10 protein-coding genes are annotated in these 13,406 nt (G+C 69.8%); 3 read left to right on the top strand and 7 right to left on the bottom strand.

Annotated elements, in window-relative coordinates:
• Positions 1–6 precede the first annotated feature (6 nt).
• The 5 genes from IEY60_RS23955 to IEY60_RS23975 form a co-directional block, all read right to left on the bottom strand.
• Positions 7–723, bottom strand: a complete 717-nt coding sequence (locus IEY60_RS23955; protein WP_189032370.1) for a type 1 glutamine amidotransferase — start codon at positions 721–723, stop codon at positions 7–9.
• The gene (locus IEY60_RS23960) at positions 720–1,955 is read right to left on the bottom strand and encodes a MurT ligase domain-containing protein (protein WP_189032372.1); all 1,236 of its coding nucleotides are present in this window, start codon (positions 1,953–1,955) and stop codon (positions 720–722) included. The genes IEY60_RS23955 and IEY60_RS23960 overlap by 4 nt, the downstream gene beginning before the upstream one ends.
• A 228-nt stretch (positions 1,956–2,183) precedes the next feature.
• Complete coding sequence (locus IEY60_RS23965) at positions 2,184–2,810, bottom strand: hypothetical protein (RefSeq protein ID WP_189032374.1); 627 nt, start codon at positions 2,808–2,810, stop codon at positions 2,184–2,186.
• A 99-nt stretch (positions 2,811–2,909) separates the two neighbouring features.
• Complete coding sequence (locus IEY60_RS23970) at positions 2,910–4,667, bottom strand: hydroxysqualene dehydroxylase (protein WP_229740065.1); 1,758 nt, start codon at positions 4,665–4,667, stop codon at positions 2,910–2,912.
• Positions 4,668–4,856: 189 nt separating this feature from the next.
• Positions 4,857–5,777: an EamA family transporter gene (locus IEY60_RS23975; RefSeq protein ID WP_189032377.1), complete on the bottom strand. Its 921-nt coding sequence runs from the start codon at positions 5,775–5,777 to the stop codon at positions 4,857–4,859.
• A 71-nt stretch (positions 5,778–5,848) separates the two neighbouring features.
• Here IEY60_RS23975 and IEY60_RS23980 point away from each other — a divergent pair, with 71 nt between their 5' ends.
• Positions 5,849–6,748: a LysR family transcriptional regulator gene (locus IEY60_RS23980; RefSeq protein ID WP_189032380.1), complete on the top strand. Its 900-nt coding sequence runs from the start codon at positions 5,849–5,851 to the stop codon at positions 6,746–6,748.
• A gap of 65 nt (positions 6,749–6,813) precedes the next feature.
• On the opposite strand, the gene IEY60_RS23985 is transcribed toward IEY60_RS23980, so the two are convergent.
• Positions 6,814–8,451, bottom strand: a complete 1,638-nt coding sequence (locus IEY60_RS23985; RefSeq protein ID WP_189032561.1) for a MinD/ParA family ATP-binding protein — start codon at positions 8,449–8,451, stop codon at positions 6,814–6,816.
• Between the two features lie 348 nt (positions 8,452–8,799).
• Positions 8,800–10,599 (bottom strand): 2-isopropylmalate synthase, encoded by a 1,800-nt coding sequence (leuA, locus tag IEY60_RS23990; RefSeq protein WP_189032382.1) that lies wholly within the window; start codon positions 10,597–10,599, stop codon positions 8,800–8,802.
• A 273-nt stretch (positions 10,600–10,872) separates the two neighbouring features.
• Here leuA and IEY60_RS23995 point away from each other — a divergent pair, with 273 nt between their 5' ends.
• Together IEY60_RS23995 and IEY60_RS24000 are read left to right on the top strand one after the other, a co-directional pair.
• Entirely contained in the window at positions 10,873–11,643 is a 771-nt protein-coding gene (locus IEY60_RS23995; RefSeq protein WP_189032383.1) for a sulfite exporter TauE/SafE family protein, read from the top strand.
• Between the two features lie 126 nt (positions 11,644–11,769).
• Entirely contained in the window at positions 11,770–13,386 is a 1,617-nt protein-coding gene (locus IEY60_RS24000) for a GMC oxidoreductase (RefSeq protein WP_189032385.1), read from the top strand.
• Positions 13,387–13,406: the final 20 nt, after the last annotated feature.

Consider the following 13,406-nt stretch of genomic DNA (forward strand, 5'->3'; position numbering starts at 1 on the left):
GATCCGCTAAGCGCGGAGGCGTTCGCGGCGGAGGCGGTCTACCTCGGGGAGGTCGAGGGGGGCGAGGTCGGTGGGGGAGATGCCGAGGGCTCGGGCGATGAGGAGGTCGGCGAGTTCGGGGTTGCGGGCCAGGGCGGGACCGTGGAGGTAGGTGCCGATGACCGAGCCTTGGACCACGCCTTCGGTGCCGTCGCCCACACCGTTGCCGACGCCGCGGGTGACCTTGGCGAGGGGGGCGGCGTCGGGGCCGAGGCGGGTGCCGCCGCGGTGGTTCTCGAAGCCGGTCAGCGGGGCGGAGAGGCCGTCGAGGACGGGGGTGGTGGTGACTTCGCCGATCGCGCGGGTGGCCTGGGGGGAGGTGGTGACATCGAAGAGGCTGACGCCGTCGACCTTTTCGCCCGCCGAGGTCTCGTACCAGTTGCCGAGCACCTGGATGGCGGCGCAGATCGCGAGGACGGGGGCGCCCTTGGCGGCGGCCTGCTGCAGGCCGGGGTACTTCTGCAGGTGCCGGGTGGCCAGGCGCTGGGCGGAGTCCTCGGCGCCGCCGAGGGTGTAGATGTCGAACGAGTCCGGCACGGGGTCGGCGAGGGTGATCTCGACGATCTCGGCGTCGTAGCCGCGCATGCGCAGCCGCTGGCGCAGGACGAGGGCGTTGCCGCCGTCGCCGTAGGTGCCCATCACGTCGGGCAGGACGAGGCCGATGCGGATGGTCGACTCGCTCATGCGCGTGCCTCCAGGTCACGGTTGAGATCGCGGAACGCGGTGTAGTTGGCCAGCACCTCGACGTGCCCGGCGGGACAGGAGGCGATGGCGCGCAGCGGGTCGGGCACGAGGGTGTGCTCGACGCCCGCGTAGGTCAGGCGCACGGCGAGGTCGGTGGCACGCTCGCCGGACGCCACGACCTGCACGCCTTCGAAGTGCTCGAATCGCACGTCCCACAGCCAGGACAGGTCCTCGCCGTCGGGCACCTGCCCGTTGACCGCAATCACCAGACCGGCCGAGGTCGGCTCGATCATCGACAGCGCTTCCTGCCAGCCCGCGGGATTCTTGGCCAGCAGCAACCGCGCGTCGTGCTCGCCGACGGTGACGGTGCGGTACCGGCCCGCGATCTCGCGGACGGTGCCGGTGGCGTCGGTCGCCTTGGTCGCCTCGGCGCCCATCGCGACCGCGGCCGCGACGGCTTGGGCCGCATTGCCGCGGTTCGCCCGGCCGGGCAGCGCCAGATGCAGGGGAGCGCGGAAACCGTCGGGGCCGCACAGGTCGTCGCCCTCGAGCCACCAATCCGGTTGCGGGCGATGGAAATCGGCGCCGGTCGAGCGCCAGTTCTCGCCCTCCCAGACGATCGGCTCGCCACTGCGCGGACAGCTCGTCGCGTCGACGGCCCAGCCGCTGCCCGCCGCTACCCACACGACCTGGGGATGGTCGTAGGCGATGGAGGCCACCAGCACGTCGTCGCAGTTGGCGATGACGACGGTGTCGGGATGACGGGCCAGCCCGGCGCGCAGCTTGCGCTCGATCATGTTGATCTCGCCGACCCGGTCGAGCTGATCGCGGCTCAGGTTCAGCAGCACCACGGCCGCCGGGTCGAGCGCGTCGCTGACGTGCGGCAGATGCAGTTCGTCGACCTCGATCGCGGCCAGCGGCACACCCTGGTGCACGCTCAGCGCCGCGACGATGCCCGCGTCCATATTGGCGCCGTCGGCTTGGGTGGCGACCTGGCCGAGCGTGCCTAGCGCCGCGGTGGTCATCCTCGTGGTGGTCGACTTGCCGTTGGTGCCGGTGATCAGCACCGTCCGCCTGCCGCGCCCGAGCTGCGTCATGATCGTCGGATCGATCTTCAAGGCGATCAGGCCGCCGATCATCGAACCCTTGCCGCGGCCCGCCTTCTGCGAAGCCCACGACGCTGCCGCCGCCGCTCGCAAAGCCAGGCGCCCACGCACCGAGATGTCTGCCACGCCGCGAGTCTATGTGCGCGACGCCGCGCACCGCGTGCGGGAGCGGTGTGAGCTCCGTCAGCCCATCCGGGCCGGAGACGTGAGCCGCACCGCTTGGGACGAGCGGAACCCGTGTCAGCCCATCCGCGCCGGAGACGTGAGCCGCACCGCTTGGGACGAGCGGAACCCGTGTCAGCCCATCCGCGCCGGAGACGTGAGCCGCACCGCTTGCGACGAGCGGAACCTGCGTCAGCCCATCCGCGCGACGAGGGTGCGCACCACTTCGGCGCTGACCTCGTCGCGCCAGATCTGGAAGCGCGCGGGGTTGTCCAGGCCGCCGACCGTGGAGTCGCCGCTGACCGAGAAGGCGAAGTTGCCCCGGTAACAGGCGACCGTGGATTCGATGATCTTGCCGTAGGTGCATTCGGTGGCGCCCCACTCCGGCGCGACCGGGTCGCCGGTGAAGCGCTTCATGTCGGCGTAGTGGGCGGCGACCGCGGCTTCCTCGCCGACCGAGGAGAACGTCACGGTGATCTTGGCGTTGTCCGACGAGTCGGGGAGGTCGGGCAGATCGAAGGTGAACAGACAGCCGCCCTGCGCGATATTGCGCACGGTGTCGCCGACGATCTGCACGGTTTGCGGCGTCCGGGTGAGATTCGTGGCCTGCGGCAGGATCGCGGTGATCTCGGCATCGGTGAGCACCGCGCAGGCGTCGGGCCAATTGGCGTCGGTCGCGGGCAGCGTCGCGGTGATGGCCGTCGCGGCGGGAACCGCCTCGCCGAAGGTGATACCAGGCGGGCCGACCGGACCACAGCCGGCCAGCGCAGCCACCGCCAGGGCAATCGACCCGAGCGCACGCCATCCACGCAGACTCACCAGAAATCCCCCCGCTAACACCGTGATTCGCCACCGACGGTGGCTATTGTCGGCCTTACCCGGCGCAGAAGCAACGCGCGTTCTGGTCGTGCTGACAGGTCACATCTGAACGTCGAACATATTGGGAATTCCCCTGGCATAGCGGTCGGCGTCGATCACCCGCAGCGGCTCGAGTTCGGGGGTGCGGCGCAGCCGGAAAGTGCGGCAGCGCTGGGCCGATGACCCCGCGACGTCGAGCAGTGCGTTGACCGCGGCGCGGGCGGACTCGTTCGCGCCCTCCATCGTCGCCAGGTCGATATCGGTGCGTACGTAATCGCCTGCGAGAAACAGGTTCTCGATCGAGCCGTGGGCTTCGGGCCGCGCATCCCACGAGCCCGCGGTGTTGATGAGCAACGGATCGGCATTCGCGTTCCGGCTGCCCTGCCAGGTGATCCCCGGATCGAGAAACCAGGAATGGACGTCGGCGGGACGCAGCAGTTGTTCGCGGTCGTTCAGATGGGCGCTGAGCTGGGCCCAGACCTCCCGGAAGATCTCCTCGTGCGTGCATTCCACGGCGGGCTTGCCGTACAGCATGCCGGGGGAATTCCAGTCGGAGATGTCGACGGACAGGCAATCGGCCACCGTGCCGTCGCCGAACGACGGCAGCTTGCGCGTCCACAGCTGGTTCTGGCTGATCGAGGTGAGCGACCACGGTGAATCGACGAATGCCGCGTGCCCGCGCGAAATACGCAGCGGCGTGCGGAAATAGATCTGGATGCCGTTCATCCAGTCGACGAACAGGCGATCGGTCGCCGCCAGTTCCGGCGCCAGCTCCAGCACCTGGGGCGACCAGAGTTTCCTGACCTGTTCGACCGGCATCGCGGCGACGAAATAGTCGGCCTCGACGGTGCGGGCGCCGGCGGCATCGGTGATCCGCGCCGCGCCGATGCGCTTGTCGCGCACCTCGAGCCCCTCGACCCGGGAGCCGAGTTCGAAGCGGACGCCGAGCCCGCGCAGATGGTCGACCCACGGGTCGATCCAGGCGATATTGGTCGCGTTGTTCAGCACCCGGTCCAGGCCGCCGTCGTTGCCGAGGCCGAGCGGGTTGCCGAGGAACTGCTCGCCCATGCTGCCGATGGTGCGGGTGCTGGCCAGATTCTCCTTGGCCGCGACCATGATGCTGGTGAGCGAGCGCGAGACGATCGCGCGGAACTCGTGCGAGCGTTCATGCCCGCGCACGAAGTCCTGCCACGAGGTGTGCTCCCACTGGCCGAAGCGGCGGGCGTCGCAACTGCTGTTGAACACCAGCAGCCGGTTGGCGAAGTACGCGGCCTCCGGTGGCGGCATCTTCGACAGCGTCGAGATGGTGGCGGCCAGTGTCTCCCTGATGGCGTCGGGATTCGTCGTCGGTGCGGTGAAGCCGTCGGGCAGGGTCAGCAGGATGTCGTCGGCGTCGCGGCGGGAGAACCTGGCCTCCGGCACGGTGATCAGGTTGTTCCACACGCCGTCGCGATTGCCGGCGACCGGAATCCGGCGCATGGTGTCGGGCAGGTTCTGATAGAAGCCGGGGAAGAAGCGGAAGCCGTGCTCACCGGGCAGATCGGGCCTGCCGTCGCGGCCGGTGCCGGGCACCGCGATGCTGCGGGCCTTGCCGCCGAAGGCCCTCGCCTCGTAGACGGTGACCTCGAAACCGCGTTCGGCCAGCTCATGGGCGGCGGTCAGCCCGGCGACACCGCCACCGAGGACGGCGACCCGGCGGCCGGGGGGTGCGCCGAGCGCAACACCGGCTCCCGCCACGGCCCCCGCCGATACCACCCCTGCTGCGACCGCGCCGTGGAGAAACGTTCTTCGCGACACGGGCCACCGCTGTTGCGCCATATGCTGTTCAGCTGCCTTGTTCGAGTATTGCCTGCGATTTGCTATCACTCTAGAGCGCGGCGAAGACCTGGCTGTTGTGACCTGTGCGTCGTTCGCCCGAGCTCGAAACCGACCGGTCGCGCGGAAAACGCATCGCGCGATCGGTCACATGCTAGCCACCGCCTCGGCGATTGTGCGTCGAATTGGACGTTAGACCTGGACGAGGCTCCGCTCGGGGGCGGGCTGCGGCGTCCGCCGGGCGGTCGTCGCGGCGAACGCGCCCGCGATGACGATCACGCCGCCGATCAGCGCGGCCACCGACGGCTCCTCGTCGAACACCACCCAGGCCGCCGCGATGCCGACAACCGGCACGAGCAGCGACAACGGCGCCACCGTGCCCGCCGGATAGCGGCTCATCAGGTATGTCCACAGGCCGGATCCACACACCGTCGCGAGGATGGCGATATAGGCGAGCGCGGCCAGCGCGGGCAGGCCGTCGGCATTGGTCACTGCCGCGCCGAGCGCGCGGAAGCCGGTGCCAGGCCCCTCGACAGCCATCGACAGTGCCAGCAGCGGCAGGACGGGGACCACCGACATCCACAGCGTCAGGTGCAGTGGATCGAATCCGGGCGAATCCGCGCCCGCCTGACGCGCGCCGATATTGCCGAACGCCCAGCCGAGTCCGCCAGCCAGGGTCAGCAGCACCGGCAGCACTGTGGCATGGGCTAGCCGATCGGCGCCGATGACGACCATGCCGAGCACGGCGACCGCCAGCCCGGCCACCTGCACCGGACGCAGCCGCTCGCGCAGCAGGACCGCGCCGAGCACCACTGTGAACGGTGCCGAGGACTGCAGCACCAGCGAGGCGAGCCCGGTCGGCATGCCCGCGCGCATCGCGGTGAACAGGAAGGCGAACTGCAGGATGCCGAATCCGGTGCCGTAGAGCAGCAGCCAGCGGGTGCGCACGGCGGGACGCGGGATGAACACCAGCACCGGCACCGCGATGACGGCGAATCGCAGCGCGGCGAAGAAGAAGGGCGGGAAGTGGTCGAGGCCGATCCGGATGGCCAGGAAGTTCAGGCCCCAGAGCACGACGACGGTCAGTCCGAGCAGGCGGTCACGGGAGGTCACGCCCTCATCGTGCGGTTCGCGAAGCATCAGGACAATCGAATAAAGGTGGATTAATGAAGTAGATTTACTTCATGTTTTCGATCGACAGGCTGCGGATTCTGCGGGAACTGGCCGACCGCGGCACGGTCGCCGCCGTCGCCGAGGCGCTGTCGATGACGCCGTCCGCGGTCTCGCAGCAGTTGAAGGTGCTGGCCAGGGAAGCGGGGGTCGCGCTGCTCGAACCGGACGGGCGGCGGGTGCGGCTCACCGACGCCGGGCAGGCGCTGGTCCTGCGCGCCGACGACGTCCTCGCGGCGATGGAGCGGGCTACCGCCGAGATGGCGCACTATCGCGGCTCGCCGCGCGGGCAGGTCAGGGTGGCGTCGTTCCCGTCCGGCGCCGCGCTGCTGCTGCCGCCCGTGCTGACCGCGCTCGCGGGCAGCGGTGTCGAGATCGTCGCGGGTGACGAGGATCTGCCACCGTCGGAAGCGGCGAAACTGCTGGCCGACTACGACATCGTGCTCACCCATCGCGACGAACGCGCGCCGTCGCAGGCCGGGCCGCGGCTCGCGGCGCGGGTGCTGATGCGGGAACCGATCGACGTCGTCGTCGCGCCGACCCACCCGCTGGCGGGCCGGAGTTCGGTGCGGCCGGAGGAGCTGGCCGAGGAGACGTGGGTGAGCGTGCGCGGCGGTTTCCCCGTCGACGACGTGCTCGAATCCATCGCGACAATCACCGGCGTGCGCCCGCGGATCGCGCAGCGGCTCAACGAGTTCCGGGTGATCGAAACGCTCGTGGCCTCGGGATACGGCGTCGCGCTGATGCCGCGCTTCGCCGTGGCCCATCCCGCGCTGTCGGTGCTGCGGCTATCGGGTGTGCGGGCGGCGCGGGTGTACGACCTCGTCACCCGGCCGCAGGCGCACCGGCGCCCCGCTATCGCCGCGGTGCTCGATGCCTTCGAGGCCGCGGCGCGCGAGGTCAGCGCGAGCTGACGTACCCGCGCAGCCGCTCGGCACTCAGGCCGGCACGCCTGCGCGGCCTGGTCGATTCGGCCAGGTCAGAATTGTCCCGGCTGGTACTGCGGCTGCCCCTGGTACGGCTGCCCCTGCGGCGGGAACTGCTGTCCCTGCTGCTGACCGTGGTAGCCGAAGTCGTCGGCGACCATGGCGGCCAGCTCGAGAAGCGCGCGCCGCGTCGGCTTGCTGACCAGCTCGAGGTCGATCTCGGCGCCCTCGGCCAGGTGATCGTCGAACGGCACGATCTGCACGGCACGGGTGCGGTCGAGGAACAGCTTGCGCAGCTGGTCGAGGTCGACCGTCGACGCGCCACGCCGCGAGGCGTTCACGACGACGACCGTGCGCTCGACGAGCTTGCTGTAGCCGTGGTGGTCGAGCCAGTCCAGCGTCGCCGATGCGCTGCGCGCGCCGTCGATCGCGGGGGAGGTGACCAGCACCAGCGAGCTCGCCATGTCGAGGACACCGGACATCGCCGAGTGCATCAGACCGGTACCGCAGTCGGTGAGGATGATGTTGTAGAACGACTGCAGGATGCCGATCGCCTTGCGGTAATCGGCCTCGCTGAAGGCTTCCGACACGGCCGGATCCTGCTCGGAGGCAAGCACTTCCAGTCGGCTCGGGGCCTGCGAGGTGTGCGCGCGCACGTCCGAGTACCTGGTGATGTTCTGGTCCTCGAGCAGGTTGCGCACCGTCGAACGGGTCTGGCGCGGCACCCGGTGGGCGAGGGTGCCCAGGTCGGGGTTGGCGTCGATGGCGATGACGCGGTCACCACGCTGCGAGGCGAAGGTGGAACCGAGACCGACCGTGGTGGTGGTCTTGCCGACGCCGCCCTTGAGCGAGAGGATCGCGATCCGGTAGTCGCCACGGACCGGCTGGTTGACCCGCTCGCCCAGATCGCGGTGGACGATGTCGGCCGCCGACTCACCGGGGTTGATCACACCACCGGAGGCCTTGTGCACGGCTCGCCGCCACCCGCTGCGCGGCGCCTTGCGGGCGCGCTTGAGCAGGTTCAGGTCGTTGACCGAATGACCGGGCTGACCCGGCGCCGGCACGTGCTGCGGCTGGAACGGCTGATGCTGCTGGGGCGGCCCGCCCTGCCACTGCTGGCCGGGCGGGGGCACCAGCGGACCCGGCTGGCCCGGCTGGGGCTGGCCCGGCATCTGGCCGGGAGCCATCCCGCCCTGCATCGGCGGCTGGTACATCGGCGGCGGCGGGGGAGCCCAGCTGTAGATCGGCTCGGACTGCGGGCCCTGCGGCTGCGCGGGCTGCTCCTGACCGGGGAACTGCGGCTGCTCAGGGGCGCCGGGGTACGGCCCAGGCGCGCCCGGATAGGGCTGCTCGCCGGTCGCGTGCGGTCCGGGGTAGGGCTGCTCGGGTGCGGGCTGACCCGGCCAGGGCTGCTGCTCGGGAGCGCCGGGACCCGGCTGGCCCGGCCAGGGCTGCTCCGGCGCGTGCACCAGGGGATGCGCGCCACCGCTCTGATACGGCTCGGGCGCCCCCGGAAACCCGCTCTGGGCAAAGGGACCCGGGGCGAAACCACCGGGGTGGAAGACGGTCTGCTCGGCGAGCCCGACATTCGGCTCGGCGCCCGCCTCTGCGGGCTGCGGCTCGGCGGCCTCGCTTGCCTGCTCGGGGGCCTTCTCGGCGGGTTCGATGTCGTCGTCGGCCACCGTTTGCACGCCGGCGGGACCGGACGCAGCGTCGGCCGTATCTGCCGACGGACTCTGCAGCCAGGGCGGAGAGGTCGGATTATGGTCGTTGTTGGTCACAGTTCCCCCACTTGCTCGCTGAACGAGCAGGAAGCTCGGCGCTGAATGTGCACTAAAACGCTAGCACGGGGCTAATTTTCGCGCGCCGGGGGCGGCGGACCCGCGGACGGCGATGAACGGCAATGAGCCCAGCTCAACCAGGGGATTCGCAGCGAAGCCGACCGGTCGGCCCAGGGTTGTCCACAGGTCTCGAGTTGTCCACAGGCCGATAAGGCCGGGCCCCCACTCCTGTGGAGGCCCGGCCTTCGTAGCGAGAAACTAGCGAGCCGTGGCGCGGTTGACCGCGGAGACGACCGCGCGCAGCGAAGCGGTGGTGATCGAGGTGGCGATACCGACACCCCACACGACCTTGTCGCCGATCGCGACCTCGACGTAGGCGGCGGCCTGGGCGTCGTCACCGGCGGACATGGCGTGCTCGCTGTAGTCGAGCACCCGCACGTCGAAGCCGACGGTCGCGATCGCGTCGACGAAGGCGGCCAGCGGGCCGTTGCCGGAACCGCTGATCTCCTGCTCGACGCCGTCGACCTTCACGGTCGCCACGATCGAGTCGACGCCGCCGTCGGTCTCGGCCGCGGTCACCGTCTGCTTGATCCGCTCGAGCGGCAGGATCGGGTTCAGGTACTCGGTGGCGAAGACGTCCCACATCTCCTTGGGCGTCACCTCGCCGCCCTCACCGTCGGTGATCGCCTGGATCGCCTGCGAGAACTCGATCTGCAGCCTGCGCGGCAGCACCAGGCCGTGATCGGTCTTCATGATGTAGGCGACGCCGCCCTTGCCGGACTGCGAGTTCACCCGGATGACGGCCTCGTAGGTGCGGCCGACGTCCTTCGGGTCGATCGGCAGGTACGGGACCTCCCAGACGATGTCGGCCACGTCGGCGTCCTGCGCGTCGGCGGCGGCCTTCATCGCGTCCAGGCCCTTGTTGATGGCGTCCTGGTGGCTGCCGGAGAACGCGGTGTAGACCAGGTCGCCGCCGTAGGGGTGACGCTCGGCCACGGCCAGCTGGTTGCAGTACTCGACCGTGCGGCGGATCTCGTCGATGTCGGAGAAGTTGATCTGCGGGTCGATGCCGCGGGAGAACATGTTCATGCCCAGGGTCACCAGGCAGACGTTGCCGGTGCGCTCGCCGTTGCCGAACAGGCAGCCCTCGATGCGGTCGGCGCCTGCCTGGTAGCCCAGCTCCGCGGCGGCCACGGCGGTGCCGCGGTCGTTGTGCGGGTGCAGCGACAGCACGATGGAATCGCGGCGGGCCAGGTTGCGGTGCATCCACTCGATCGAGTCGGCGTAGACGTTCGGCGTGGCCATCTCGACGGTCGCGGGCAGGTTGATGATCAGCGGCTTCTCGGGGGTCGGCGCGATGATCTCGGAGACCGCGTCGCAGACCTCACGGGCGTAATCCAGCTCGGTGCCGGTGTAGGACTCCGGGCTGTACTCGTAGCGCCACGCGGTGTCGGGGTAGCGCTTCTCGATCTCCAGGCACAGCGCGGCGGCGTCGGTGGCGATCTTCTTCACCGCGTCGCGCTCGGCGCGGAAAACCACGCGACGCTGCAGGATCGAGGTGGAGTTGTAGAAGTGCACAATCACGTTCGGGGCGCCGTTGCACGCCTCGAAGGTGCGCTCGATCAGCTCGGGGCGGCACTGGGTCAGCACCTGGATGGTGACGTCGGCGGGGATGGCGCCGTCTTCGATGATCTCGCGGACGAAGTCGAAATCGGTCTGGCTCGCGGCCGGGAAGCCGACCTCGATCTCCTTGTAACCCATCCGGACCAGCAGGTCGAACATGCGGCGCTTGCGGGCCGGGCTCATCGGGTCGATGAGGGCCTGGTTGCCGTCGCGCAGGTCGACGGCACACCAGGCGGGCGCGCGGTCGATGATCTTGTCGGGCCAGGTACGGTCGGGCACCGAGATGGGCTCGACCTCTTCGGCGTAGGGCCGGTACCGGAACGACGGCATCGACGAGTTCTTCTGGTGGTTCCATGCGGGCTGGTCGGCCGGAGCGGGTTTACCGGGGGCCGTAATGGTGCGCGAAGCGGATACGAATGCGTCAGCCGAGGACATGCAAGTTTCTCCGTGGGGTGTGGTGGATTCCCTGGTGGGAGCGGGTCGACCGGCGCGTTGGAACCCCGCGACGGGAGCCGGTCCGTATCAGAACCCGTCGCGGCGGCCGAGAAGAAGTACCCGCTGCATGATCCCCCGAGCTTACCGTGTGCCCCGCCCCGCCGGTAAGCGGCCTGGGGAAACTGGCCAGTAGCCGGGAGCCGGTACCGTTTCGAGCGAATCGCACGCTTGTACGGGCCATCGCGTCCGACGAGACGTCACAAAGGAACTCGGATGACCTGGTTACAGCAAGTGGCCATTTTCGCGGCGGGCATCGCCGCGGGTGGCATCAATACGATCGTCGGCTCCGGCACCCTGATCACCTTCCCCGCGCTGCTGGCGTTCGGCGTGCCGCCGGTGACGGCGAACGTGTCCAACACGATCGGCCTGGTTCCCGGCTCGATCAGCGGGGTCATCGGCTACCGGCGCGAACTGGAAGGGCAGCGGTCGCGACTGCTGCAGCTGGGCACCGCCTCGCTGCTCGGTGGCATCACCGGCGCGATCCTGCTGCTCACCATGCCCGCCGAGGCCTTCAAGGCGATCGTCCCGGTCCTGATCATCGCCGCGCTGATCCTGGTGGTCGTCCAGCCGCGCCTGGCGGCCTGGGTGAAGGCGCGCAGAGAAGGCGGGGATACCGCGGCGCCCGCGCACGGCGGGCCGATCCTGCTGGTCGCGGTGTTCGGCACCGGGATCTACGGCGGGTATTTCGGCGCGGCGCAGGGCGTGCTGCTGCTCGGGCTGCTCGGTGTGTTCGTGCACGAGGACATCCAGCGGCTCAACGCGGTGAAGAACGTGCTGGCGCTGATCGTCAACGCGGTGTCGGCGGCCATCTTCATCGCCATCGCCGAGGTGAACTGGCAGGCCGTCGCGCTGATCGCGGTCGGCTCGATCATCGGCGGTCAGCTGGGTGCGAAGGTCGGCCGCAAGCTGTCGCCGAACGTGCTGCGCGCGGTGATCGTCATCGTCGGCACCATCGCCGTTGTCCGCCTGTTGACGGCGGGCTGAGCAGAGAACGCTCATGCGGCGGCTGCCGCCGTTGTGACGACCACCAAAGGCCGCTCACTCGAACACCATTGGTGTTTCACTCGCGGTATCCTGCGCTCGGCCATGCGTGATGAGGGAGGTGGCCTGGTGCACAGACGTGCCTTTTTCAAGGCAGCGGGACTGGCGACGTTTGCCGGTGCCGTGGGGACAACGCTGACGAACCCGGTGGCGACGGCTGATCCGCGGGAAGCGATGTTCCAGACCTGGGTGCCGGAGATCTTCGCACCGATCCCGGACGCACCGGCGCATACGCAGGCCATCGTCATCGGCTCCGGTTTCGGCGCTGCCGTCACCGCGCTGCGGCTGGCCGAGGCCGGGATCGCCAACACCGTGCTCGAGCGCGGCTCACGCTGGCCCAACGACCCGTGGCGCGAGATCTTCACCGGCGACGACCTGCCCGACGGCCGCGGCTTCTGGCATCGGACCAGCTTCACCGGCGTCACCAAGGTGCCGATGAGTTTCGGTTCGTTCGGCGGCGTTCTCGACGTCACCGAGTACCCGGGGATCGATGTGTGGCGCGCGGCGGCGGTCGGCGGCGGCTCGGTGATCTTCAGCGGCGCGATGGTGGCGCCCGAGCGCAAGCTGTTCGACCACGTCTTCGGCGGCGTCGTCGACTACGGCGAGCTCGAGGCCGTCTACTACCCGCGGGTGCGCGAGATGCTGCGCCTGGACCCGATGCCCGCCGACATCTACAACGCCTCCCCGTTCGCGCACTCGCGCGCCTGGGACGACCAGGTGCGCGCGGCCGGCTACCAGCCGGTGCCCAACGATTCGATCTTCACCTGGGACGTGCTGCGCAGCGAGCTCGCCGGCACGTCCCGCGCCTCGGCCACCGCCGCCCGCTCCAATCTGGGCAATTCCAACGGCGCCAAGTTCGACCTGAACCAGAACTACCTGCGCTACGCCGCCCAGACCGGCAAGTCCCAGGTGTATCCGGGCCACCGGGTCGACAGCATCGCCCAGGAGGCGAGCGGCAAGTTCGTGGTCACCGTGACGAAACTGGCACCGTCGGGTCATGTCTTCGGCACCCGCACGCTGACCTGCGACCAGCTGTTCCTCGGCGCCGGTTCCATCGGCACGTCCGAGCTGCTGGTCCGCGCCCAGGCGACCGGCGCGCTGCCCAACCTCAACGAGCACATCGGCGACGGCTGGGGCACCAACGGTGACGTGGTGCTCGCCCGGGGCGCCAGCAGCGTGGCAGGCCACGGCCAGGGCGTGCCGAGCGCGAGCCGGATCTTCGATGCCGCCACCGTCCCGCTGACCCTGGAGAACTGGTACATCCCCGGCATCCCGTTCGAGACCGGCGCGCTGGCCTCGCTGGGCATGGTGCTCGATTCGACCAGGACCCGCTTCGGTTACCACGCCGCGTCGGGCGGGGTCGGGCTGAGCTGGCCGACGGCCACCCAGCACGTCGTCGCGAGCGCGGCCCGCGCGGTCGACCACCGGATCGCCGAGCGCGCTGGGGCCATCACCGAATACGGCGCGCTCGGCTACGACGCGAATGCCCAGTTCACCGCGCACCCGCTCGGCGGCGCCGTGCTCGGCAAGGCCACCGATGCCTTCGGCCGCGTGCACGGGCACCCCGGCCTCTACGTGATGGACGGCGCGGCGATCCCGGGCAGCACCGCGACGGTCAACCCGTCGCTGACGATCACCGCGCTCGCCGAACGCAATATCGCCGCGATCGTCGCCGACGGCCGCTGAACACTCGCCGACACCACGGC

The sequence above is a fragment of the Nocardia rhizosphaerihabitans genome (assembly GCF_014646295.1).
Classification (GTDB): Bacteria; Actinomycetota; Actinomycetes; order Mycobacteriales; family Mycobacteriaceae; genus Nocardia; species Nocardia rhizosphaerihabitans.

Bases quoted from the DNA above. Each gene is read 5' to 3' on its own strand.
- IEY60_RS23955 (WP_189032370.1), bottom strand. From the start codon at position 723: ATGAGCGAGTCGACCATCCGCATCGGCCTCGTCCTGCCCGACGTGATG.
- IEY60_RS23970 (WP_229740065.1), bottom strand. From the start codon at position 4,667: ATGGCGCAACAGCGGTGGCCCGTGTCGCGAAGAACGTTTCTCCACGGC.
- IEY60_RS23980 (WP_189032380.1), top strand. From the start codon at position 5,849: ATGTTTTCGATCGACAGGCTGCGGATTCTGCGGGAACTGGCCGACCGC.
- leuA (WP_189032382.1), bottom strand. From the start codon at position 10,599: ATGTCCTCGGCTGACGCATTCGTATCCGCTTCGCGCACCATTACGGCC.
- IEY60_RS23995 (WP_189032383.1), top strand. From the start codon at position 10,873: ATGACCTGGTTACAGCAAGTGGCCATTTTCGCGGCGGGCATCGCCGCG.